Origin of the sequence: Ralstonia sp. AU12-08 (genome assembly GCF_000442475.1) — a bacterium.
GTDB classification, from domain to species: Bacteria; Pseudomonadota; Gammaproteobacteria; order Burkholderiales; family Burkholderiaceae; genus Ralstonia; species Ralstonia insidiosa.
Genome location: NZ_ASZV01000029.1, coordinates 120,431 through 143,946, shown reverse-complemented (window position 1 = coordinate 143,946; position 23,516 = coordinate 120,431). Strand labels below are relative to the sequence as shown.

The 23,516-nt window shown below is 64.0% G+C and carries 24 protein-coding genes; 14 read left to right on the top strand and 10 right to left on the bottom strand.

Translation table 11 applies throughout. The annotated features are described in order from the left end of the window. Window positions 1-12: 12 nt before the first annotated feature. Genes C404_RS45390 through C404_RS45380 form a run of 3 tightly spaced genes read right to left on the bottom strand, consistent with a single transcriptional unit; the run spans window position 13 to window position 3,610 of the window. Window positions 13-1,047, bottom strand: coding sequence for an ABC transporter permease (locus C404_RS45390; protein WP_021195409.1), 1,035 nt, complete (start codon window positions 1,045-1,047; stop codon window positions 13-15). Then, window positions 1,037-2,608 carry a sugar ABC transporter ATP-binding protein gene (locus C404_RS45385; RefSeq protein ID WP_021195408.1) on the bottom strand — a complete coding sequence of 524 codons (1,572 nt, stop codon included), beginning with the start codon at window positions 2,606-2,608 and terminating at the stop codon, window positions 1,037-1,039. Before C404_RS45385 ends, C404_RS45390 begins: the two co-directional genes overlap by 11 nt. Window positions 2,609-2,638: 30 nt before the next feature. Then, window positions 2,639-3,610 carry a sugar ABC transporter substrate-binding protein gene (locus C404_RS45380; protein WP_021195407.1) on the bottom strand — a complete coding sequence of 324 codons (972 nt, stop codon included), beginning with the start codon at window positions 3,608-3,610 and terminating at the stop codon, window positions 2,639-2,641. 425 nt (window positions 3,611-4,035) lie between these two features. Here C404_RS45380 and iscR point away from each other — a divergent pair, with 425 nt between their 5' ends. The 9 genes from iscR to iscX all read left to right on the top strand — a co-directional run bounded on the left by iscR (window position 4,036) and on the right by iscX (window position 10,102). Continuing rightward, entirely contained in the window at window positions 4,036-4,623 is a 588-nt protein-coding gene (gene iscR / locus C404_RS45375; protein ID WP_031329519.1) for a Fe-S cluster assembly transcriptional regulator IscR, read from the top strand. A gap of 84 nt (window positions 4,624-4,707) precedes the next feature. Next, window positions 4,708-5,925 carry an IscS subfamily cysteine desulfurase gene (locus C404_RS45370; protein ID WP_021195405.1) on the top strand — a complete coding sequence of 406 codons (1,218 nt, stop codon included), beginning with the start codon at window positions 4,708-4,710 and terminating at the stop codon, window positions 5,923-5,925. 59 nt (window positions 5,926-5,984) lie between these two features. Then, the gene (gene iscU / locus C404_RS45365) at window positions 5,985-6,386 is read left to right on the top strand and encodes a Fe-S cluster assembly scaffold IscU (RefSeq protein WP_021195404.1); all 402 of its coding nucleotides are present in this window, start codon (window positions 5,985-5,987) and stop codon (window positions 6,384-6,386) included. Between the two features lie 34 nt (window positions 6,387-6,420). Beyond that, window positions 6,421-6,741 carry an iron-sulfur cluster assembly protein IscA gene (gene iscA, locus C404_RS45360; protein WP_021195403.1) on the top strand — a complete coding sequence of 107 codons (321 nt, stop codon included), beginning with the start codon at window positions 6,421-6,423 and terminating at the stop codon, window positions 6,739-6,741. 10 nt (window positions 6,742-6,751) lie between these two features. Then, window positions 6,752-6,964, top strand: coding sequence for a DUF3565 domain-containing protein (locus C404_RS45355; protein WP_021195402.1), 213 nt, complete (start codon window positions 6,752-6,754; stop codon window positions 6,962-6,964). Window positions 6,965-6,998: 34 nt separating this feature from the next. Further along, window positions 6,999-7,544 carry a Fe-S protein assembly co-chaperone HscB gene (gene hscB, locus C404_RS45350; protein ID WP_021195401.1) on the top strand — a complete coding sequence of 182 codons (546 nt, stop codon included), beginning with the start codon at window positions 6,999-7,001 and terminating at the stop codon, window positions 7,542-7,544. Window positions 7,545-7,617: 73 nt separating this feature from the next. Further along, the gene (gene hscA, locus C404_RS45345; protein WP_021195400.1) at window positions 7,618-9,483 is read left to right on the top strand and encodes a Fe-S protein assembly chaperone HscA; all 1,866 of its coding nucleotides are present in this window, start codon (window positions 7,618-7,620) and stop codon (window positions 9,481-9,483) included. A gap of 53 nt (window positions 9,484-9,536) precedes the next feature. Further along, window positions 9,537-9,875, top strand: a complete 339-nt coding sequence (gene fdx, locus C404_RS45340) for an ISC system 2Fe-2S type ferredoxin (protein WP_021195399.1) — start codon at window positions 9,537-9,539, stop codon at window positions 9,873-9,875. A 32-nt stretch (window positions 9,876-9,907) separates the two neighbouring features. Then, window positions 9,908-10,102 carry a Fe-S cluster assembly protein IscX gene (gene iscX, locus C404_RS45335; RefSeq protein ID WP_021195398.1) on the top strand — a complete coding sequence of 65 codons (195 nt, stop codon included), beginning with the start codon at window positions 9,908-9,910 and terminating at the stop codon, window positions 10,100-10,102. A 79-nt stretch (window positions 10,103-10,181) separates the two neighbouring features. Here the strand turns inward: iscX and C404_RS45330 are convergent, their stop codons facing one another. The 4 genes from C404_RS45330 to prfB all read right to left on the bottom strand — a co-directional run bounded on the left by C404_RS45330 (window position 10,182) and on the right by prfB (window position 14,651). Continuing rightward, on the bottom strand, window positions 10,182-10,931 hold the full coding sequence (locus tag C404_RS45330) for a glycine zipper 2TM domain-containing protein (RefSeq protein ID WP_021195397.1): 750 nt from the start codon (window positions 10,929-10,931) through the stop codon (window positions 10,182-10,184). A 260-nt stretch (window positions 10,932-11,191) separates the two neighbouring features. Continuing rightward, window positions 11,192-12,739 (bottom strand): lysine--tRNA ligase, encoded by a 1,548-nt coding sequence (lysS, locus tag C404_RS45325; protein ID WP_021195396.1) that lies wholly within the window; start codon window positions 12,737-12,739, stop codon window positions 11,192-11,194. 35 nt (window positions 12,740-12,774) lie between these two features. Beyond that, on the bottom strand, window positions 12,775-13,527 hold the full coding sequence (locus tag C404_RS45320; protein ID WP_021195395.1) for an SDR family oxidoreductase: 753 nt from the start codon (window positions 13,525-13,527) through the stop codon (window positions 12,775-12,777). Window positions 13,528-13,546: 19 nt separating this feature from the next. Then, window positions 13,547-14,651, bottom strand: a protein-coding gene (gene prfB / locus C404_RS45315) for a peptide chain release factor 2 (protein ID WP_152524452.1) whose coding sequence is annotated in 2 segments (ribosomal slippage) — window positions 13,547-14,569 and window positions 14,571-14,651 — 1,104 coding nt in all. Because the reading frame shifts where the segments join, the coding sequence is not laid out codon by codon here. A 190-nt stretch (window positions 14,652-14,841) separates the two neighbouring features. Here prfB and pncB point away from each other — a divergent pair. From pncB to C404_RS45290, 5 genes are all read left to right on the top strand, one after another. Continuing rightward, complete coding sequence (gene pncB, locus C404_RS45310; protein WP_021195393.1) at window positions 14,842-16,023, top strand: nicotinate phosphoribosyltransferase; 1,182 nt, start codon at window positions 14,842-14,844, stop codon at window positions 16,021-16,023. A gap of 89 nt (window positions 16,024-16,112) precedes the next feature. Next, complete coding sequence (locus tag C404_RS45305) at window positions 16,113-16,832, top strand: LutC/YkgG family protein (RefSeq protein ID WP_021195392.1); 720 nt, start codon at window positions 16,113-16,115, stop codon at window positions 16,830-16,832. 138 nt (window positions 16,833-16,970) lie between these two features. After that, window positions 16,971-18,380 carry a sodium:proton antiporter gene (locus tag C404_RS45300; protein ID WP_021195391.1) on the top strand — a complete coding sequence of 470 codons (1,410 nt, stop codon included), beginning with the start codon at window positions 16,971-16,973 and terminating at the stop codon, window positions 18,378-18,380. Window positions 18,381-18,522: 142 nt separating this feature from the next. After that, window positions 18,523-19,527, top strand: coding sequence for a 2-hydroxyacid dehydrogenase (locus C404_RS45295; protein WP_031329516.1), 1,005 nt, complete (start codon window positions 18,523-18,525; stop codon window positions 19,525-19,527). Window positions 19,528-19,544: 17 nt separating this feature from the next. Then, complete coding sequence (locus C404_RS45290; RefSeq protein ID WP_021195389.1) at window positions 19,545-21,029, top strand: DNA recombination protein RmuC; 1,485 nt, start codon at window positions 19,545-19,547, stop codon at window positions 21,027-21,029. A 68-nt stretch (window positions 21,030-21,097) separates the two neighbouring features. Here the strand turns inward: C404_RS45290 and C404_RS45285 are convergent, their stop codons facing one another. The 3 genes from C404_RS45285 to mobA form a co-directional block, all read right to left on the bottom strand. Next, a complete protein-coding gene (locus C404_RS45285) occupies window positions 21,098-21,376 on the bottom strand; it encodes a membrane protein (RefSeq protein WP_021195388.1) in 279 nt (92 codons plus the stop codon). A gap of 203 nt (window positions 21,377-21,579) precedes the next feature. Further along, entirely contained in the window at window positions 21,580-22,860 is a 1,281-nt protein-coding gene (gene moeA / locus C404_RS45280) for a molybdopterin molybdotransferase MoeA (protein WP_021195387.1), read from the bottom strand. A gap of 27 nt (window positions 22,861-22,887) precedes the next feature. Further along, on the bottom strand, window positions 22,888-23,502 hold the full coding sequence (gene mobA, locus C404_RS45275; protein ID WP_021195386.1) for a molybdenum cofactor guanylyltransferase MobA: 615 nt from the start codon (window positions 23,500-23,502) through the stop codon (window positions 22,888-22,890). Window positions 23,503-23,516: the final 14 nt, after the last annotated feature.

Genomic DNA, 23,516 nt, shown 5'->3' with positions numbered 1-23,516 from the left:
TCCTCTGTCTCTTTAATGTTGCTTGCTACGGCCGGATTGACTGCCGGATCGGCTGTTACGTCTGCTGCGATAGGTGTCCATGACCACGGCCGCAACGATGACCGCGCCCGTGATGATGCGTTTGGTGGGCTCTGAGGCGCCGATCTGTGCGAGGCCCGATTCGAGCACCGAGATGATCAGCACGCCGAACAGCGTGCGCGCGACCGAGCCGCGCCCGCCCATCAGGCTCGTGCCGCCGATCACCACGGCCGCGATTACCTGCAATTCCATGCCGACACCCGCGTTCGGGTCGGCCGCCTCCAGCCGCGACACCTGGAACAACGCTGCCAGGCCCGCTAGCAGCCCCATCAGCGCGAACACCGCAATCTTGTAGGGGCGCGGGTTCACGCCCGCCAGCCGCACGGCCTCTTCATTGGTGCCGATGGCGACGAGGTAGCGCCCGAACACCGTGCGCACCAGTACGATCTGGCCGATCACCGTCACGGCAATCGCAATGAGGAACGACGGTGCGATGCCCAGTGCAATCGGGTTGGCCAACCAGTCGACCGCGCTGCCGATATAGGCGGTGCGCGAATCGGTCAGGCTGTAGGCGAGGCCGCGGGCCATTTCCAGCACACCCAGCGACACGATGAACGACGGGATGCCCCAGTGCACCGTAACTGTGCCAGTCACCGCACCGGCTGCCGTCGCCACCAGAACGCCCGCCAACGCCGCTGGCAGCACGCCCCAGCCGAGCCTGGTCATGGCAATCGACAGCACCGAGGCTGCCAGCGCCAGCACCGACCCCACCGACAGATCAATGCCGCCGATCATCAGGATGAAGGTCATGCCCACCGCCATCACCAGCAGGTCGGGAATCTCGTTGGCGATGGTGGTGAAGGTGGGTAGTGTGAAGAAGGTGGGCGACAGGGTGCCGAACAACACCAGCATGGCAATCAGCGCGCCCAGCAGCCCGCCGATGGTGCCGAGCGACATGCTCACCGCAGCGCGACGGTTGGCCTGCGTGCTCTCTGTACTGGCCGGCGGCAAGGTGGAATCAGAGCGCATCGGCGGTCTCCGGAGATGACTTGGGGGCCGGCGGAGCGGACTCGCCGAAGGCTGCTGCGAGCAGGGCATCCTGGCTCCAGCCGCCGCGTTGGAACACGTGTGTCAGCCGGCCGGCGCGCATGACGCCAATGCGATCACACAGCTGCATGAGTTCGCGCAGATCGCTGGACACTACGACAAGGGCTTTGCCGCGTGCGGCCAGCGCATCGAGCAGGGCATAGATGTCGAACTTGGCGCCGACATCCACGCCGCGTGTGGGCTCATCGAATAGCAGCACTGGGGTGTCGCGCTCCAGCCAGCGCGCAATCGCCACCTTCTGCTGGTTGCCGCCGGAGAGTTCGCCCACCGGTTGCTCGGGCCCCGCGCTGCGGATGCGCAGTGCGTCGATGTGCCGCTGTGCCAGCGCGCGCTCACGCGCAGGCTGCAGCCAGCCGCGTGTGGTCACGCCCGGCATGTTGCCCAGCGCGATGTTGGTGGCGATGGGCAAGCCCAGCATCAGGCCTTCATCCTTGCGGTCTTCGGTGAGCAGGCTGATGCCGTGGTGCACGGCGTCGCCGGGCGAGTGGATGTGCACCGGCTTGAGCGGCGACCCCACTTCGATGGAGCCGGCGTCCGCGCGGTCTGCACCGAAGATCAGGCGCAGCAACTCGGTGCGCCCCGCGCCTACCAAGCCGGCAATGCCAAAGATTTCGCCCGGCGCCACCTCGAACGACACGTCACGCACGGCCGGCGCGCGCGTGAGTCCCGTCACGCGCAGGGCAGGGGAGCCATCGCCGGGCCACGGTTCGCGTGCAGCGCGTTTGCCTTCGGGCGAGGTGGCAACGTCGCGCCCGACCATTGCCTGGATCAGCGCGTCCTGTGTGACGGTGACGGCCGGCGCATCGGTAATGAGCTTGCCGTCGCGCAATACGACGATGCGGTCGGCGATGCGGGCCAACTCATCGAGCCGGTGAGAGATGTAGATGATCGCTACGCCCTCGCGGCGCAGCGCGTCGATACGTGCAAACAGCGTCGCGCTTTCATGTGCGCTCAGCATGGCGGTCGGCTCGTCGAGGATCAGCACGCGGCAGGCGCTGGCCAGCGCGCGGGCAATCTCGATCATCTGCCGGTGGCCGATGCCGAGTGTGTGCACGGGTGTCCACGGGTCGAGGTCCAGGCCGACACGGGCGAGCGCTTGCTCAGCCTGGTGGCGCAGGGTGGGGCGGTCGACAAAACCCAGCCGCCGCGGCAATTTGCCCAGGAACAGGTTTTCCGCCACCGTAAGCGTGGGCACCATGCTCAGTTCCTGCAGCACCATCCGCACGCCCAACGCTTCCGCCGCGCTGCGCGAGGCCGGTGTGTACGCCGTGCCCGCGAGCGTCATCGAACCGGACGTTGCCGTCTCCAGCCCGCAGAGGATCTTGGAGAGCGTGCTTTTGCCGGCACCGTTCTCGCCCGTGAGCGCAAGCACCTCGCCCCCGCGCACGTCGAGATCGATCTCGCGCAGCACGGGTGCAGCGTAGTGCTTGCTGATGGCGGACGCGCGCAGCAGCGGCGGGCGTGGTTCGTAGGCGGCGGACATGGCTGGCGGCGGCTTGCCTTGTCGATCGAGTTACGTGCGCGTGACGAGGTTGACTGGCGTTTCGACCACGCCCGACAGCTTCGCCTGCGGTGTCTTGGCAGCCAGGGCCTTCAGGGCGGTCTCGATGCCATAGACGGCTTGCTGGTCGGCATGCTGGTCTGCGGTGGCAATCACGCGCCCATCGGCCAGCATGGCCTTGATGGCGTCGATGTTGTCGTAGCCGCCAATCAGCACCTTGCCCAGCTTGCCCGCCGCACGCACGGCCGATACAGCGCCAATCGCCATGTTGTCATTGCCGCACAGCAGGGCCTTGAGATCCGGCTGCGCGCGCAGCATGGCGGCGGCTACCTTGTTGCCCTTGTCGATTTCCCACTCGCCCGACTGCACGCTGGCGATCTTCAGCTTGGCGGCCTCGGCGGCCTCCTTGAAGCCGGCGGTGCGTTGCTGGGCGTTGGTGGTGGTGGGAATGCCTTCGATGATGCCCACCTCGTCGCCCGGCTTGAGCGCCTTGGCGACAAAGTCACCCACCAGGCGCGCACCCTTGCGGTTATCCGGGCCAACGAAGGGCACGTTCAGGCCCTTTTCCTTGAGTGCGGCCGGGTCCAACCGGTTGTCGATATTGATGACGAGGATGCCCGCGTCCACCGCCTTCTTGACCACCGGCACCATCGCCTTGGAATCGGCCGGCGCCAGCACCAGTGCATCCACGCGCGCGACGATCATCTGCTCGACCAGGCGGATCTGGCCGCCGGTATCGGTTTCGTCGCGGATGCCGTTGGTCAGCAGCGAGTACTCCGAGGCGTGCGCCTTCTGGTGGGCCCGCGCGCCGTTCTCCATGGTCAGGAAGAACTCGTTGGCCAGCGACTTCATCACCAGTGCCACCTTGGGCGGCTGGTTGGCGGCACGCGCCAGCGAGGATTGAAAGATGAGAGGCAGGGGCAGAGCAAGGGCTACAGCAGAGCCCGCGCCAAGTTGCAGGGCGCGGCGACGGCGGATATCCATGGTGTCTCCTCCAGGAAAGGGGCCTGTCTGAGGCTTGGGTGGAGGCGGTCGTCGTTGCCCTGAAGTTCGTAAGCCAATCCTAAGGGCAATCGCGCCGCGTCGTTCGCAAACGTTTGCGTATTTAACAGTCTCGGTGGGTGCGTAACAAAAGTCAATGAATTTAGGCTGTACGCAGCATAAGGAAAACCCGCAGTGGTGCCGCTTCGCGCATGACGCTGGCAAGGTGCGGTGCGGGAGTGGAGCGATAGCCCTACCCGACGTGGTTGATTGTTTTAGTCCACAATACGGCCTGCCGCGCGGTTGCCCACCCAGGTGGGATCAGCAAATCCCCTTGCTGCGACGCGGAATCCCCCGACACCTTAGTTGACCGATTTTGTCGGGTTCCTTTATACTTGAGCAAAACGATCAGGTATTTCCCCGACGCCATGAGATTGACCACCAAAGGCCGCTTTGCGGTCACCGCCATGATTGACTTGGCGCTGCGCCAAGAGCAGGGCCCGGTCACGCTGGCTGGCATCAGCCAGCGCCAGAAGATTTCGCTGTCGTACCTTGAGCAGCTGTTTGGCAAACTGCGCCGCCACGAAATCGTGGAAAGCGTGCGTGGCCCGGGCGGCGGCTACAGCCTCGCGCGCCGTGCGGACGACGTCACCGTTGCCGACATCATCATCGCTGTGGACGAGCCCCTTGATGCCACCCAGTGCGGCGGCAAGGGCAACTGCGGCGGCGAGGAGCACAACGGGCATGCCGCCCGCTGCATGACGCACGACCTGTGGGCGACGCTCAATCAGAAGATGGTGGAGTACCTCGATTCGGTGTCGCTGCAGAACTTGGTCGACCAGCAGCGCGAACGCCAACCCGAGGTGATTCAGGACATGCGTGAAGCGCGTCCGGCACGTCGCGAACGGTCGCCGGCCCGTGCCCGCGCCGTTGATGCGCCGGCAACGTCGGTGGCCGCCGAGCCGGTCAAGCGTGCACCGCTGGTCAACTCCGTTTTCAGTCTGGCGCAGTCGTGATTGCATGACTGCGCTAGCGTGAGGCCTGGCCACGACGCCAGCCCCACATATAGAACATCGCCCCCCACACAAGGCAGACAAGATATGAGCACCCTGCATCTTCCCATCTACATGGACTATTCCGCGACGACGCCGGTGGACCCGCGCGTGGTCGACAAGATGATTCCGTACCTGCGTGAGAGCTTCGGCAACCCGGCCTCGCGCAGCCATCCGTTCGGCTGGGAAGCTGAAAAAGCCGTCGAGACCGCGCGCGAGCAAGTCGCTGCGCTGGTGAACGCTGACCCGCGCGAAATCGTGTGGACGTCCGGCGCCACCGAGTCCGACAACCTGGCGATCAAGGGTGCGGCCAACTTCTACAGCAGCAAGGGCAAGCACATCATCACCGTCAAGACCGAGCACAAGGCTGTGCTGGACACGACGCGTGAGTTAGAGCGCCAGGGCTTTGAAGTCACGTATCTGGACGTGAAGGACAACGGCCTGATCGATATCGATGTCTTCAAGCAAGCCATCCGCCCGGACACCATCCTCGCTTCGGTGATGATGGTGAACAACGAAATCGGCGTGATCCAAGACATTGAAACGCTGGGCGAAATCTGCCGCGAGAAGGGCGTGATCTTCCACGTTGACGCTGCCCAGGCCACCGGCAAGGTCGAGATCGACCTGCAGAAGCTGAAGGTCGACTTGATGTCGTTCTCGGCGCACAAGACGTATGGCCCGAAGGGCATCGGCGCGCTGTACGTGCGTCGCAAGCCGCGTATCCGCATCGAAGCACAGATGCACGGTGGCGGCCACGAGCGCGGCATGCGTTCGGGCACGCTGGCCACGCACCAGATCGTCGGCATGGGCGAAGCCTTCCGTATCGCCAAGGAAGAAATGGCGACCGAGAACGAGCGCATCCGCATGCTGCGCGATCGCCTGTACCGCGGCCTGAATACGATGGAAGAGGTGTATGTGAACGGCGACATGGAAGCCCGTGTGCCGCACAACCTGAACATCAGCTTCAACTTTGTGGAAGGCGAGTCGCTGATCATGGCGATCAAGGACGTTGCCGTGTCGTCGGGCTCGGCTTGCACGTCGGCTTCGCTGGAGCCTTCGTATGTGCTGCGCGCCCTCGGCCGCAACGACGAACTGGCGCACAGCTCAATCCGCTTCACGGTGGGCCGCTTCACCACGGAAGAAGAAGTCGACTACGTGGTCGAACTGCTCAAGGGCAAGATCGGCAAGCTGCGCGACCTGTCTCCGCTGTGGGAGATGTACAAGGACGGCGTGGATCTGAACAGCATTCAATGGGCGGCGCACTAAGCGCGGCGTTTGAGAACAACGGCGCCCCCGCGCCAGCCAACGATTGAAAGAGGTGTGAAATGTCTTACAGCAACCAAGTTCTGGACCATTACGAAAACCCCCGCAACGTCGGCTCCTTCGAGAAGGGCGACGACACGGTCGGCACCGGCATGGTTGGCGCGCCGGCTTGCGGCGACGTGATGAAGCTGCAGATTAAGGTGAACGAGCAGGGCGTGATCGAAGACGCAAAGTTCAAGACCTATGGCTGCGGCTCGGCCATCGCTTCGTCGTCGCTGGTGACGGAGTGGGTGAAGGGCAAGACGCTCGACCAAGCGCTGGAGATCCGCAACACGCAGATCGCCGAAGAACTGGCGCTGCCGCCGGTGAAGATCCACTGCTCGATCCTGGCGGAAGACGCCATCAAGGCGGCCGTGGCCGACTACAAGGAAAAGCACGGCGCCGCCGAGCAGAAGGCTGCTTAAGCCGCGCATCCAGCATCAACAGAAAGGACGCAGCATGATCACCCTGACCGACAAGGCCGCGCAGCACGTTACCCGCTATCTGACCCGCCGTGGCAAGGGCGTGGGCCTGCGCGTGGGCGTGAAGACCACCGGTTGCTCGGGCCTGGCTTACAAGCTCGAATATGCGGATGAGATTGCCGCCGAAGACCAGGTGTTCGAATCCAACGGCGTCAAGGTGATCGTTGATCCGAAAAGCCTGCCGTACATCGACGGCACCGAGTTGGACTTTGCACGCGAAGGGTTGAACGAAGGCTTCAAGTTCAACAACCCGAACGTGAAGGACGAGTGCGGTTGCGGCGAGTCGTTCCGCGTTTGAGCGGGGCGCATTGAAGCAAGCGATTGTCGGTTTCGAGCGGGACGAGGAAGGCCACTGGGTCGCCCGTCTCGCTTGCGGGCACGGGCAGCACATGCGTCACGATCCGCCTTGGCAGCAACGCCCCTGGACTGAAACCGAAGCCGGGCGCGCCAGCAAGATCGGCGTGGTGGTGGAATGCCTGAAGTGCGATCGGGACGAGCCGCGAGGTGAGCCGATCAAGTAAGGAACACGAGGCGGCGCAGCCGCTTTTTTTATTCATGAACGTCAGCCCAGCGAATACCTCGCATTTCTCCCTGTTCGGCCTGCCTGAACACTTCGAGGTCGACGAAGACGCGTTGAACGCTGCGTACCGCACCGTGCAATCGCAGGCGCATCCCGATCGTTATGCACACGCAGGCGACGCCGAGCGCCGTGTCGCCATGCAATGGGCCACGCGTGCCAACGAGGCGTATCAGACGCTGCGTGATCCGCTCAAGCGGGCCACGTATCTGCTGCATTTGAAGGGCATCGACGTGCAGGCCGAGAACAACACGGCCATGCCGCCCGCGTTTCTGATGCAGCAGATGGAGTGGCGCGAATCGCTGGGCGACGCCAAGGTTGAGCGGGATGTGGACGCGCTGGACGCATTGCTCGGCATGCTGCGCAAGGAAAAGCGCGCACGCTACGCCGCACTGGCGGGGCTGCTGAACGGTGATGGGGGCGACGGCAACAGCGCAGTTGCCGCAGATGCCGTCCGCCAGTTGATGTTCATTGAAAAGATCGAGCGCGACACTGCCGAGGCAATCGACCGGCTGGACGACTGAGACACAGAATTTGCGACAATGGCGGGTTTGCTGAGGCCGGCATCCTGCGACTTCCGCGCAATCGAGACATCCCATGGCTTTACTGCAGATTTCCGAACCCGGCGAATCGCCCGCACCGCACCAGCGCCGTCTGGCGGTGGGCATCGACCTGGGCACGACCAACTCGCTGGTGGCTGCTGTGCGCAGCAGTGTGCCGGAAGTGTTGCCCGATGATCAGGGCCGCCCGCTGTTGCCCTCCGTGGTGCGCTATTTGCCCGCCGGCGGCGCGCATATCGGCTACAAGGCCCAGGCCGAAGCCGTGCGCGATCCGAAGAACACCATCATCTCGGTCAAGCGCTTCATGGGCCGCGGCCTGAAGGACGTCGCCCACATCGAGAACACGCCGTACGACTTCGTCGATGCGCCGGGCATGGTGCAACTCAAGACCGTGGCCGGTGTGAAAAGCCCGGTGGAAGTGTCGGCGGAGATTCTCGCCACGCTGCGCCAGCGCGCGGAAGATACGCTTGGCGATGAGTTGGTCGGCGCTGTGATTACCGTGCCGGCGTACTTTGACGACGCGCAACGCCAGGCAACGAAAGACGCCGCCAAGCTGGCCGGCTTGAACGTGTTGCGCCTGCTGAATGAGCCGACTGCTGCTGCCATTGCCTACGGCCTGGACAACGCGGCGGAGGGCATCTACGCCGTCTACGACTTGGGCGGCGGCACGTTCGACATCTCCGTGCTCAAGCTCACCAAGGGCGTGTTCGAGGTGATGTCGACGGGCGGCGATTCCGCGCTGGGCGGCGACGATTTCGACCAGCGCATCGTGTGCTGGATCGTCGAGCAGGCCAGCCTGCAACCGCTGTCGGCCGAAGACACCCGCCTGCTGCTGAACAAGGCGCGTGCAGCCAAGGAATGGCTCTCCACCGCCGACAGCACCGAGATTGACGCGATGCTCTCCACCGGTGAGACCGTGCACCTCGTGCTGACCGCCGAGACGTTTGCTGAGCTGACCGCCAATCTCGTGCAGAAGACGCTGTCGCCCGTGCGCCGCGCACTGCGCGATGCAGGCGTGACGGTGGAAGAGGTGAAGGGCGTGGTGCTGGTGGGTGGCGCGACGCGCATGCCGATCATCCGCCGCGCCGTGGGCCAACTGTTTGGTCGCACGCCGCTGACGAACCTCGACCCCGACCAGGTGGTCGCCATCGGGGCCGCCATGCAGGCCAACCTGCTGGCCGGCAACCGTGCGCCGGGCGAAGACTGGCTGCTGCTCGATGTGATCCCGCTGTCGCTGGGCGTCGAGACCATGGGCGGCCTGGTCGAGAAGATCATCCCGCGCAACAGCACGATTCCCGTGGCGCGCGCGCAGGAGTTCACCACTTTCAAGGATGGCCAGACTGCGATGGCGATCCACGTGCTGCAGGGCGAGCGCGAACTGGTGAGCGACTGCCGCTCGCTGGCCCGCTTCGAGCTGCGCGGCATTCCGCCGATGGTGGCCGGCGCGGCACGCATTCGCGTGACGTATCAGGTGGATGCGGATGGCTTGCTGTCGGTGTTCGCTCGCGAGACGGTATCCGGCGTGGAAGCGTCCATCACCGTGAAGCCGTCGTACGGCCTGGGCGATGACGACATCGCCCGCATGCTGCAGGAAGGCTTCCAATCCGCCGAAGATGACATGCGCCGCCGTGCGCTGGCCGAAGAGCGCGTCGAAGGCGAACGCCTGCTCGAAGCGCTGTCGCACGCGCTGGAAGCCGATGGTGATCTGCTCTCGCCCGAAGAGCGCGCCGCCATCGACACCGAAGTCGCCGCGCTGCGCGCCACCATGCAGGGTGAAGATCACCGCGCCATCAAGGACGCCGTCGATACGCTCTCGCACGGCACCGACGAATTCGCCGCACGCCGTATGGACCGCGGCATCCGCAAGGCGCTGGCCGGCAAACGTATCGAGGAGCTTGGCTGACCGATTCGCCATCGGCCGCCGTGTTCCCAACCTTCTATTGAACGAGTCTCTTCATGCCACAAATCGTCATCCTTCCTCACGTCGAGTACTGCCCGGAAGGGGCCGTGATCGAAGCCAAGACCGGCACGACCATCTGCGATGCGCTGCTGGGCGCCGATATCGAGATCGAGCACGCCTGCGAAAAATCGTGCGCCTGCACGACCTGCCACGTGATCGTGCGCGAGGGCTTCAATTCGCTGGATGAGGCTTCGGAGAAGGAAGAGGATCTGCTCGACAAGGCCTGGGGCCTGGAGCCGAACTCGCGCCTGTCGTGCCAGGCCAAGGTGGCGGACGAAGACCTGACGGTCGAGATCCCGAAGTACACCATCAACCACGCCAAGGAAAACCACTGAGCCGAGTGGCCGGTGGTGTAAGGGAGCCCATCATGAAATGGAACGACATTCAGCAGATTGCCGAAGCGCTGTACGACAAGTACCCCGACGTTGATCCGACGCGTCTGAACTTCGTCGATCTGCACAACAAGGTTGTCAGCCTCGACGGCTTTGACGACGACCACAAACGCGGCGGTGAGAAATTCCTCGAAGCGATCCAGCAAGCGTGGATCGACGAAGCGGAATAAGCGCACCGCCTCAACCGCACGCGCATGAAAAAACCGGCCCGAAGGCCGGTTTTTCTTTGGGCGGGAATCTGCTGCCCGATTAGCCTGCCACCAGCGAGCCGTCTTCGATGTGCACACGGTCGCCCGGTTGAAAGCCCGGCGCAGCCTTGTAGGTGAAGCTGCGGTTGGTGCCGTTGTCCATACGCACGTTCACGCGGTATTGGGTATCGCGGCTGTAGTAGTTCTCCGCCACATGGCCGCCGTAACCGCCCGCCAGCGCGCCGCCCACCGTCGCGAGCGTGCGGCCATTGCCGCGACCGACCTGGTTACCCAGTAGGCCACCCACCACTGCACCTCCGATCATGCCGAGACCGGTTTCCTTGGCCTGCGTCGAGATCGGGGTGACCGACGTGACATGGCCGGTGTACGGGCTGACCGATTGGCGTGGCTGCGTTTGTGCGTAGCGCGGGCTGGTCGACGGGGCGCGTTCAGCGTACGACGGCTCACGCGCACGTGCCGGGGCCGGAGCGGGTGCCACATTTTGCGCCGGATACGGGGCGGCCTGATTCGGTTGCGTCGTCTGACCCGGAGCCGCCAACGCCATCGGAGCGGAGGCGCCCGGCATTGCTGCTGCCGATTGGGCTGCCACGTTCGGATCGGTGCTGCCCTGCGTGGCCTTCGACGTCGGCAGCACGCCGGTGATGGCGGCCACTGCCGTCAGGCTGGCGATGATCACGGCCACGGCGGCCGTCGTCATCAGCGGATGCATGCGGCGCGACGACGGCGGCACTTGGCCCGGCGACGTGGCGGCATATTGTTGACCTTGGTTCGATTGGACGTTGTTGTTCATCATCACTCTCCTACGCCGTGATCGGTTCGGCGTTTTGATGATCACAGTGTGGTGCATCGCCGGAACGGATACCGTTTTAATTTGTAAGCATCTGTAGTCCTGTTTTTCTATTAAAAATCAAAGAGTTGCTGCGTTTTGATACATGTTGTGGCATCGTGGGGATGTTACAAATAGCAGGGTAGGCGCGCCACTTGCGCGACTGCGCGCCCAACAAAAACGCCCCCGAAGGGGCGTTCTCGTGAGGCAGGCTTTCCGACCGATCAATCTTCGCGGCGCAGGTGCGGGAAGAGGATCACGTCGCGGATGTTCGGGCTGTCGGTCAGCAGCATGACCAGACGGTCGATGCCGATGCCGCAGCCGCCGGTCGGGGGCATGCCGTACTCCAGCGCGCGGATGTAATCGGCGTCGTAGAACATGGCTTCTTCGTCACCCGCATCCTTCTGCTCGACCTGCTTGCGGAAGCGCTCGGCCTGGTCTTCCGCGTCATTCAGCTCCGAGAAGCCGTTGGCGATTTCGCGGCCGGTGATGAACAGCTCGAAGCGCTCGGTGATGCCCGGCTGCGTGTCCGAGGCACGCGCCAGCGGCGAGACTTCGACCGGGTAGTCGATGATGAAGGTCGGTTCCCACAGTTGCGACTCGGCCGTCTCTTCAAACAACACCAGTTGCAGCGAGCCCACGCCGGCGTTCAGGAACTGCGGCGCGTTGGTGTCGATCTTGAACTTCTTGAGTTCGGCGCGCAGGAAGTCGACGTCGGCCAGTTGCGCGTCGGTGTAGTGCGGCGCGTACTTCTGAATGGCCTGGCAGATCGTCAGGCGGTGGAACGGCTTGGACAGGTCCAGCTCGCGGCCTTGGTACGTCAGTGTGGCGGTGCCCGAGGCGTCGATCGCGGCTTGGCGGATCAGGTTCTCGGTGAAGTCCATCAGCCAGCGGTAGTCCGTGTAGGCCGCGTAGAACTCCATCATCGTGAACTCGGGGTTGTGTCGCGGGCTCACCCCTTCGTTACGGAAGTTGCGGTTGATTTCGAACACGCGATCAAAGCCGCCGACGATCAGGCGCTTGAGGTACAGCTCCGGCGCGATACGCAGGAACATCTGCATGTCCAGCGCGTTGTGGTGCGTGATGAACGGCTTGGCCGCCGCGCCACCCGGAATCGGGTGCAGCATCGGCGTTTCCACTTCCATGAAGCCGTTGCCGGCCATGAAATTGCGCAACGAGGCCATGGCTTTAGTGCGGGCGCGGAAGGTGTCGCGCGTTTCCTTCGAGACGATCAGGTCGACGTAGCGCTGGCGGTATTTCACTTCTTGATCGGCCAGACCATAGAAGTCGCCCGGCAGCGGGCGCAGGCTCTTGGAGAGCAGGCGCAGTTCCGTCACGGCCACCGACAGTTCGCCGGTCTTGGTCTTCATCAGCGTGCCGCGCGCGGCCACGATGTCGCCCAGATCCCACTTCTTGAAGCTGGCGTAGACGTCCTCGCCTACCGCATCGCGGCTGATGTAGAACTGGATGCGATCGGTGCTGTCCTGCACGGTGGCAAAGCTGGCCTTGCCCATCACGCGCTTGAGCATCATGCGGCCGGCGATGGCCACCTGCACGGGTTCGGCTTCCAGCGTGGCCTGCTCAAATTCGCGGTACTTGGCTTGCAGATCGCCGGCGTGATGCGTCGGGCGGAAATCGTTGGGGAAGGCGACGCCGTGCTGGCGGATCTCGGCCAGCTTCTCGCGGCGCTCGGCGATGATCTTGTTGTCATCCTGCGCGTGTCCGGCAACGAGGGGGGCGTTCGATTCGGCCGGGTTGTTCTGTTCGGTCATGGTGGTGATGAGAGGAGAGTCTTGTCAGGCGCGGATTAGGCGTAATTGCGCAGGTCGTCCAGCTCGGTCGCGCCAAAGTCGGGGCGGACGAGGTAGGCGGCGATGCGCGCGGCGGCGTCTTGCGGCGAGACCAGCTCGCCGTGCGCGTGCAGATCGCGGAAGCGCTGCACGCCGGCAAAGTCGGCGCCACGGATGGTGCGTTGCATGTCGGTGTCGATCACGCCCGGGGCCAATGCCACGGCGCGCACGCTGGCATCGCCATCGGCATTGAGGGCGCGCACGAACATGTCGAGTCCGGCCTTGCCCGTGCAGTACGCAGCCCAACCGGCGATCGGTCGGCGCGCAGCGCCAGACGAGATCGCCAGCACGCGGCGCTGTGCGCCCCAGCCGGCGGTACCGCGTAGCAGGGCAGCCGTCAGCGCCATCGGGCCGGCCAGGTTCAGTTGCAGGTGCGGCAGCAGCGTGTCGGCGCGCAGCGTGTCGATGGTGCCGATTGGCTCGACGGCGCCGGCGTTGAGCACCAGCGTGACGTTCTTGTGAGCGGGCAGGGCAGCCAGCGTCTTGGTCATCCAGGCCTCGGCGGCATGCGCGTCGGTCAGATCGATCTGGTGCCAGTCGAGCGCCACGCCGGCGGCGGCCGCCTGCGCACGCAGCTCGGCGTTGTCGCCGCGCGCCACGCAGATGAGGCGATGGCCCGGCTGCATCAGCGCCTGGGCCAGCGCGGCGCCCAGCCCGCGCGATGCGCCGGTCAGGATGAATAAGGACTGAGGTTTCCCAATGCTGGACATGGCAGTCGCTCGGGCTCGGTTAGACGCCTTGCTTCAGGCTGGCCTGGATGAAGGCGTCGAGATCGCCGTCCAGCACCTTCTGCGTGTTGGAGATTTCCACGTTGGTGCGCAGATCCTTGATGCGGCTCTGGTCCAGCACGTAGGAGCGGATCTGGTGGCCCCAGCCCACGTCCGTCTTGGCAGCTTCTTGCGCATCGGCTTCGGCCTGGCGCTTGCGCAGTTCGTGCTCGTACAGACGCGACTTCAGCATCGTCATCGCTTCAGCGCGGTTACGGTGCTGCGAACGGTCGTTTTGGCACTGCACGACGATACCGGTCGGGATGTGCGTGATCCGCACGGCCGAATCGGTCTTGTTGATGTGCTGACCGCCCGCGCCGGACGCGCGGTAGGTATCGACGCGCAGGTCCGCCGGATTGACCTCGATCTCGATCGAGTCATCCACTTCCGGGTACACGAAGATCGACGTGAACGACGTGTGGCGGCCACCCGCCGAGTCGAACGGCGACTTGCGCACCAGGCGGTGCACGCCAGTTTCGGTGCGCAGGAAGCCGAATGCGTATTCGCCCTCGACCTTGATCGATGCGCTCTTGATGCCGGCGACGTCGCCTTCGGACTCTTCCAGCACTTCGGTCTTGAAGCCCTTGCGCTCGCAGTACTTCAGGTACTGGCGCAGCAGCATCGACGCCCAGTCGCACGCCTCGGTGCCACCGGCGCCGGCCTGGATGTCGAGGAAGCAGTTGGCGGCGTCCATCTTGCCGGAGAACATGCGGCGGAATTCCATGTCTTCGACAATGGCGCGCATGCCGGCGGTATCGGCTTCGATGGCCTCGATGGTGGCGTCGTCACCCTCTTCGCGGGCGAGCTCGAACAACTCGGCGCCGCCGGTGAGGTCTTCGTCGAGCTTGGTCAGCGTGTGGACCACGCCCTCGAGCGATTTCTTCTCGCGGCCCAGGTCCTGGGCGCGTTTGGGGTCGTTCCAGACCTCGGGGTTTTCGAGTTCTTTATCGACTTCAACTAGACGTTCAGATTTGACGTCGTAGTCAAAGATACCTCCGAAGTTCGTCGGCGCGCGACTTCAGGTCGGCCAACGTGTTCTGGATGGAATTGAGGCGTTCTGCTTCCATGGTGCAAAAATCCGGTCGGAAACCAGAAATTATAGCGGAATCAAGGGGTTCCCAGCCCGCGCGGGTGGGGGAAACCGGCCTTTTCCGGCATCCTTTGCGGGATTTCTGTGGCGGAGGCGGGCGCTGCGGCGGGCTTCGGTTAGCATGACGCCCAATCCACGTGGTTTTGGCGCGCTGCCGCAATGAAGCAATGATCATCCACTCGCTGCTCGATACCGATCTGTACAAGTTCACCATGATGCAGGTGGTGCTGCATCACTTTCCCGGTGCGCACGTCGAATACCGCTTCAAGTGCCGCAATGCGGGTGTTGATCTGGTGCCGTTCATCGAGGAGATTCGCGCCGAGATCCGCCATCTCTGCACGCTGCGCTTTACCGAGGCGGAACTCGATTACCTGCGCGGCCTGCGCTTCATCAAGAGTGATTTCGTCGATTTTCTCGGTCTGTTCCACCTGAACGAGAAGTACATCGAGGTGCGCCCCGCATCGACCAATGACGCCGGCAACGACGGGCAGATCGAGATCGTCATCGCCGGGCCGTGGCTGCACACGATCATGTTCGAGGTGCCGGTGCTGGCCATCGTCAACGAGGTGTTCTTCAGCCGCACGCAGAGTCACCCGCAATGGGACGAGGGCAAGCGCCGCCTGACCAGCAAGCTGGGCTCGCTGATGCGCCCCGGGCTGGAGGATTGCCGCATCGCCGACTACGGCACACGCCGCCGCTTCTCGCACACGTGGCACGAGCATGTGCTGCTGGAGACACGCACGCAGCTCGGCGCCCAGTACGCCGGCACCAGCAACGTCTACTTCGCCATGAAGCACAACATGACGCCGCTGGGCACCATGGCACACGAATACCTGCAGGCCTGCCAGGCGCTGGGTCCGCGCCTGCGGGATTCCCAGACCTTCGCGCTGGAGACCTGGGCCAAGGAATATCGCGGCGATCTTGGCGTCGCGCTGTCGGACACCTACGGTTTCGACGCTTTCCTGCGCGATTTCGACATGTTCTTCTGCAAGCTCTTCGACGGCGTGCGCCACGATTCCGGCGACCCGTTCGAGTGGGGCGAGCGCATGCTCAAGCACTACGAAGAGATGCGCGTCGAGCCGAAATCCAAGGCGCTGATTTTCTCCGACAGCCTGGATATGCCCAAGGTGATCGGCCTGTACGAGCGCTTCCATGATCGCTGCAAGCTGGCCTTTGGCGTGGGTACCAACCTCACCAACGACCTGGGCTACACGCCGCTGCAGATCGTCATCAAGATGGTTCGCTGCAACGGGCAGCCGGTCGCCAAGTTATCGGACGCACCCGAAAAGACCATGTGCGACGACCCGGCCTATCTGACGTATCTGAAGCAAGTCTTTGGCGTGCAATAAGGCTCACGCCGACGCCGAATAAGTTTCAACGGCGTTGGCGGGCCGAGCTGAACGCGGCTCGTATAATCGACCGATCTTTCGGAGCCGCCATGGAATCACGACCGGATACCCCCGTCGACCCGCTCGACACGACCCGCGCACGCGACGCCATTTTTGCGCGCATCCGCAACGCGCAACATCGTCCGGAGCAGCCTACGCAAGGCGAGCGCAACGCCGTGGCCGACTACATTGCGCGCCATCCGGCTGGCCCGCGTCCGCCGATGCCCGCAGACCTCGCTGCGCACTTTGCCGAGCAGGCGCTGAAGATGGCCTCCACGCTGGAGTCCGTTGCCACGCTGGCCGACGTGCCGGCGGCTGCGGCGCGCTATCTGTCCAGCTTGAACCTTGCGCCGCGCGCCGTTGCATGGACCACGCTGCAATCGCTCGATTGGGCGGCCGCCGGACTCAACGTTGAATTCCGTCCGCCGGTGCGCGAGCCGCAAGCCGATCACGACCACGGCGACCTCGTCGGCATTACCGGCTGCTTCTGCGCGATTGCCGAAACCGGCTCGCTGATGCTGCTGTCGGGGCCGGAGAATGTGGCCTCCGCAGCGTTGCTGCCCGAGACGCATATCGCCGTGGTGCCGCAGTCGCGCATCGTCGCCCACCTGGAGGATGCCTACGCGTTGATGCGCACGGAGCGGGGCGAATTGCCGCGCGCGACCAACGTCATCAGCGGGCCCTCCCGCACGGGCGACATCGAGCAGACCATCGTGCTCGGCGCGCACGGCCCGTACCGCGTACACGTCATCGTCGTGACAGGCGCCTGATCCCTGGGTTTGCCCAGGCGGCACTGTCAAACATGTGTGTACGTTTCATGGGGTAACGGACCCTAGGCGTTTACACTGGCGTCTTTGTTCATGTGGCGTGTGGCTTCGCGGCGCGCCAATGCTTAGGAGAACGTCTACGTGAAACGCCTCTGGCCCCTTGTCTTCCTGTTTTCCTGTGGCCTGGCGCGTGCCGCCGACGTGAATGGCGCGGAGTTATCGCTCTGGTGGGGCGCACCGTTTGCCGGCATCTTGCTGTCGATTGCCATTGCACCGCTGGTAGCGCCCAAGCTTTGGCACGACCACTACGGCAAGATCGCGGCGGCATGGGCGCTGGCGTTTCTGGTGCCGTTCGGCATCGGCTTTGGCGGTGAGTCTGCTGTTGCCTCCGTCATCCATGCCGCGCTTGCGGAGTACATCCCGTTCATCGCGCTGATCGCCGCACTGTACGTAGTGGCCGGCGGTATCTGCATTCGCGGCAATATCCACGGCACTCCAAAACTGAATACGGGCCTCATCGGGCTGGGCACGGTTCTCGCCAGCATCATGGGCACGACCGGGGCGGCCATGCTGCTGATCCGGCCACTGCTGCGCGCCAACGAGGCGCGCCGGCACCGTGCGCACGTCGTCGTGTTCTTCATCTTTCTGGTGGCCAACGCGGGCGGGGCACTGACGCCGCTGGGCGATCCGCCGCTGTTCCTCGGCTTCCTGCAGGGCGTCGATTTCTTCTGGACCGCCAAGTACCTCTGGCGCGAGACGCTGATGATGTGGGTGCTGCTGCTCGCGATCTTCTTCGCGGTTGACAGCTACTTCTATCACACGGGCAAGGAAGAGCTGCCCAACATCACCGATGCCACGCCCGACGACGCCGGTCCGTTGCGCTTCGAGGGCAACGTCAACTTCATCCTGCTGGCTGGCATCCTGGGCCTCGTGCTGATGAGCGGGCTCTGGAAGCCCGGTATCGTCTTCAACGTGATGGGCACCGAGGTGCTGCTGCAGAACGTGGTGCGTGACATTGGCCTGGTCTGCATCGCTTTGCTCTCGCTGTGGCTGACGCCCGGCAGCGCGCGCGCCGGCAACGAATTCAACTGGGAACCCATCCTGGAAGTCGCCAAGTTGTTTGCCGGCATCTTCATCACCATCGGGCCGGTCATCGCCATGCTCAAGGCGGGTGTGGATGGTCCGTTCGCAATGATCGTTCGTCTCGTCAACGACAGTGCAGGGCAGCCGAACAACGCGATGTACTTCTGGGCGACGGGGTTGCTGTCATCCTTCCTCGACAACGCACCGACGTATCTCGTGTTCTTCAACACTGCCGGCGGCGACGCCAAGATGCTGATGACCGAGGGCGCCTCCACGCTGGCGGCCATTTCGGCTGCGGCCGTGTTCATGGGTGCGAATACCTACATTGGCAATGCCCCCAACCTGATGGTCAAGGCCATTGCAGAGAGCCGTGGCCTGCAGATGCCGAGCTTCTTCGGCTACATGTTGTGGTCCGTGGGCATTCTGGTGCCGATCTTTGTGCTCATGACCTTCGTCTTCTTCCGCTAGAGATGCACTGCAAACCTACTGCGCGGTCCGATCCTGGCCCTGTGATGCTCACCGTACGCGTGTACGGTTGCGCGTCTCGGACCAGCCTCGGACCGCTCGCAACGGTTTCCAGAGCATCTCAATTTCAGTGAGTGTGGAGCGTATGAAACCCGGAATCCTTGTCACTCGCGCGATGTTTCCCGAAGTACTGGAGCGCCTGCGCGAAACCTTCGACGTGATCGACAACCAGGCGGATGTCGTCTATCCGCCCGAAGCCCTGGCCGAGCGCTTGCAGGGTCGCGTGGGGCTGCTGTCCAACGCCGCCGACACCATCAACGCCGAGTTGATCAGCCGCGTACCGACGCTGCGGGCGGTGTGCAACATGGCGGTCGGCTACAACAACTTCGATCTGCCGGCGATGACGCGCGCGGGCATTCTCGCCACCAACACACCGGACATCCTGACCGAGACGACAGCGGACTTTGGCTGGGCGCTGCTGATGGCCGCCGCCCGCCGCGTGCCGGAGTCCGAGCACTGGTTGCGTGCGGGGCATTGGAAGCGCTGGACGTACGACATGTTCCTCGGTGCCGAGGTGTACGGCAGCACGCTGGGCATTCTTGGCATGGGCCGCATCGGGCAGGCGTTGGCGCGGCGCGCGAGCGGCTTCTCGATGCGCGTGATCTATCACAACCGCAGCCGGCTCGCGCCCGAGATCGAGCAGGACACGCGTGCCACTTACGTCAGCAAGGAAGATTTGCTGAAGCAGGCCGATCATCTCGTGTTGGTGCTGCCGTATTCCAAGGAAAGTCATCACGCCATCGGCGCGGCCGAGCTGGCGCAGATGAAGCCGACTGCCACGCTGGTCAACCTCGCGCGCGGCGGTATCGTCGACGATGCCGCGCTGGCGCAGGCACTGGCTGACAAGCGCATCTTTGCGGCCGGTCTCGATGTGTACGAAGGCGAGCCGAAGGTGCATCCAGCGCTGCTGGAGGCCGAGCATGTCGCGCTCACGCCGCACATTGCCAGTGCCACGTTGGGCACACGCCTGGGCATGGCCAACATGGCCGCTGACAACCTGATTGCCGCACTCGGTTTCGGCCCGCACGCGGGCCAACCGCCCAACTTGTTGAACCCTGATGCGCTGGCTGTGCCGCGCGCCGCTTCCTGATCAAACTGAACGCCCCTATGGATTGGCTGGCTTTATTGACGTTGTTTGGCGTGGCCATCGTGGCCGTGCTGTGTGTGCTGATCTGGCGAGGCGTGTCGCGCCCGGCGGCAAACGATGTGTCGCCATTGCTTGCGGCGATGCAGGACGGGCTCTTGCGGGAGCTTGCACGCGGCAATGAACGCATCGAGCGTGAACTGCGCGGCGAAATTGCCGAGACGGCACGCATTGGCCGCAGCGATGCCACGCAACAGCTGGGGCAGTTCCAGCAGGTGCTGGCGACGCAGCTCACCAGCGTCGCCACGCTGCAGAACAACCAGATCGACACATTCGCCCAGCAGCTCACCAAGCTGACGGAGACGAACACCCAGCAGTTGGAAGCTGTGCGCCAGAGCCTGCAGCAGCAGGCCCAGCAGGCACGCGAAGAGCAGGGCAACGCGCTGCGCCGCTTTGGCGAGGCGATGCAGCAGCAGCTCGCCCAACTCGGCGAGGGCAACGAACGCCGTCTGGCCGAGGTGCGCGCTACGCTGGAGCAGAAGCTCAAGGACATCGAGGCCAACAACGCCACCAAGCTCGACGAGATGCGACGCACCGTCGACGAAAAGCTGCACGCCACGCTGGAGCAGCGCCTGGGCGAATCGTTCAAGCTGGTGTCGGACCGTTTGGAGCAGGTGCATCGCGGCCTAGGCGAAATGCAGGCGCTGGCGCAAGGCGTGGGCGATTTGAAGAAGGTGCTGACCAACGTGAAGACGCGCGGCACCTGGGGCGAAGTCCAGTTGGAAATGCTGCTGGAGCAGATGCTTACGCCCGAGCAATACGACAAGAACGTCGAAACTGTGCGTGGCACCGGCGCACGCGTGGAGTTCGCCATCCGCCTGCCCGGCAAGAACGATGCGGATCGTGACGCCGCAGTCTGGCTGCCGATCGACGCCAAGTTCCCGAAGGAGCAGTACGAGCGTCTGCTTGACGCACAGGAACGCGCCGATGCAGAAGCCGCCGCCGTCGCCAGCCGCGAGCTGGAGGTGGCGGTACGCAAGGAAGCGCAGACCATCCACGAGAAGTACATTGCACCGCCGGCGACGACGGATTTCGCGATTCTCTTCCTGCCGACCGAAGGTCTCTATGCTGAGGTGCTGCGCCGTCCGGGCCTGACAGATGAACTGCAGCGCAAGTTCCGCGTGACGGTGGCGGGGCCGACCACACTGACGGCCATCCTCAACAGTCTGCAGATGGGTTTCCGCACGCTGGCGCTAGAGAAGCGTTCCAGTGAGGTCTGGCAAGTGCTGGGCGCGGTCAAGACTGAGTTCGGCAAGTTTGGCGATGTGCTGGCTAAAACCAAGACCACGCTGGAACGTGCCATCAACAACATCGGGGACGCCGAGCGACGCACCCGCGTGATGAGTAGCAAGCTCAAGTCGGTGGAGGCTTTGCCCAGCGATTCCGCGCAGAACGTACTGGGTTTGGAGTCAGCTGTGCCATCGGATGACGAGGCCGAGGCTGAATAAGCCAACAGCATCAGCAAAAGAAAAGGGGCGGAATTTTCCGCCCCTTCTTTTATCGGCCTACGACCGGATCAAGCTTCTTCCGGTACATCGCGCAGCGCGATCTCGATGCCGCCAAAGCGTGCGGCCACCCAGTTGTAGGCGTGGCAGCCGAGCCAAAGTGCACCAAAGCCGATCAGCGCGTTGAGTAGCAAGCCGCTCAGAATGGCGATTGCCGGGAGCTCACCCGTGCGGACAAAGCCGGTAAAGAACACCAGCCCGACGATCGGGAGCGAGAAACACAGGTACACCAGCACCAGCGCACGCGCGGTGTGGGCGGGGTGGAGGTAGACAATCTCCCTTTTCATCATGGCGTCACGCAGGCTCTAAACATTCAAACTGGCGCAAAGTGTAGCGAATCGACCGACGCGCCGATACCCGCGCCCTGAGGGTGACGCAAAAAACCGACAATATGCCGCACGGCTTCCAGCGGGAGGCGCCGTGAGCGCCACGCTCGCACTGTGATGGGGCTTGCCTGTAGCGACAGCAGGCCAGACGACACGGGTCCCAAGTCTCAGATCAGCCCGTCGAACAGCAGTATCTGTATGGCATCCCCCGCGTTCACCTGACCCTGCTCGTGCGCGAGCACCACGAAGCAGTTCGCCTCACTCATGGAACGCAGCACGCCCGAGCCTTGCTGGCCGGTCAGGCGGACTTCGAGCTGGCCGCGATCGTTCAATGCAGCGATCGCGCGCTGATACTCCGTGCGACCGGGGCGCTTGCGGATCGACGCCACGCTCACGGCCGGTACCAGCGGCGTGCCCGATTCCGTCGCACCCATCATGCGCAGCAAGGCGCCGCGCACGAAGTGATAGAACGTCACCATCACCGCCACCGGGTTGCCCGGCAGGCCAAACAGGAAGGCGCTGCAGCCGTTGGAATGGATGCGTCCGAAGGCCATTGGGCGGCCTGGGCGCATGGCGATCTTCCAGAAGGTCACGTCGCCGAGCTTGGCCATCATCTGTTTGGTGAAATCGGCCTCGCCGACGGACACGCCGCCTGAGGTGATGATTGCATCGGCGTTCTCGGCGGCGGTGCGAAAGGCGGCTTCGAGCGCGGCCGGGTCGTCACGCACGACGCCCATGTCGATCAGTTCCACGCCCAGGCGCGAAAGCATGCCGTGCAGCGTGTAGCGGTTCGAGTCGTACACGCAGCCGGCGTCGAGTGGTTCACCGATGGAACGCAGCTCGTCGCCGGTGGAGAAGAACGCCACGCGCAGCTTGCGGCGCACCGGCACTTCAGCGACGCCCAGTGAGGCGAGCATGCCGATGTCGGCTGGGCGGAGGATGCGGCCCGCCGCCAGCGCTGCGCTGCCCTGGGCGAGGTCTTCGCCGCGCAGGCGGCGATTGTCGCCGGCACGCACGGCGTCGCGGGCAAAGCGGACGGTGCTTGCGTCGCCCTGCGTGAATTCCTGCGGGATCACCGTATCGCAGCCGGCGGGCATGACGGCGCCGGTCATGACGCGCACGGCCTCGCCCGCGCCTGGTGTGCCATCGAAGGCGACACCAGCGTACGCCGTGCCGATCACATGCAACGATACCTCGCCTTCTCCGCGCGAGAGTTCGGTGCTGGCAAAGGCAAAGCCGTCCATCGCCGAGTTGTCATGCGAGGGCACGTCGATGGACGACAGTACATCTTCGGCCAGTACACGGTCGAGCGCGCTGCGGATCGGCACGCGCGCAAAGCCGCTGATCGGCTGTACGAAGTCGCGCATGATGGCTTGCGCCTGCGCGACCGGCAGCGCATTCGGATCGTAGTCAGACAGGCAGGAAACGACGGAGGAGAGGGTGGTCATGACGTCGGTGAGGGGGAGGGCGGCGCTCTAGCGGCGCTCAGCCAGGTGGTGCAGTTCTTCCAGCGTGTTGATGTTGGCGAAGGCAGTGGCGTCGTCGAACAACACTTCCACCGTCGGGTGGCGCGCTGTCCAGGTTTCGATCTTACGGCCGCCGCCTTGCAGGTAGGCGGTCAGGTCGTCGGCCAGCAGCGCATCGAGCAAACAGAATACCGGTTGTACCTGCTTGCGCGGTTGACCGTGCGCATCTGGCTCCATCGTCACCGGCATGGCGATGCGCGCGTTGGCTTTTTCAAGCGCGGCCGACAGCTTGGCTGCAAGGTCGGTCGGCACGAATGGCGAATCACATGGCGCGGTCAGCAGATAGCGCGTCTGGCATTGCTCCAACCCCGCGAGCACACCGGCCAGCGGCCCGGCAAAGTCCGGTACGGAATCCACCACGACCGGCACGCCAAACGATTCGTACGCGGCCAGGTTGCGATTGGCGTTGATCAACATGTGATCCACCTGCGGCGACAGGCGCATCAGCGTATGCATCGCCATCGGCGCGCCGCGGAAGGTCTGCAGGCCCTTGTCGACGCCGCCCATGCGGCTGCCCCGGCCGCCGGCCAGGATCAGGCCGGTGATGTCGGATGTCGGAATCATGTGATGGGTGGCTG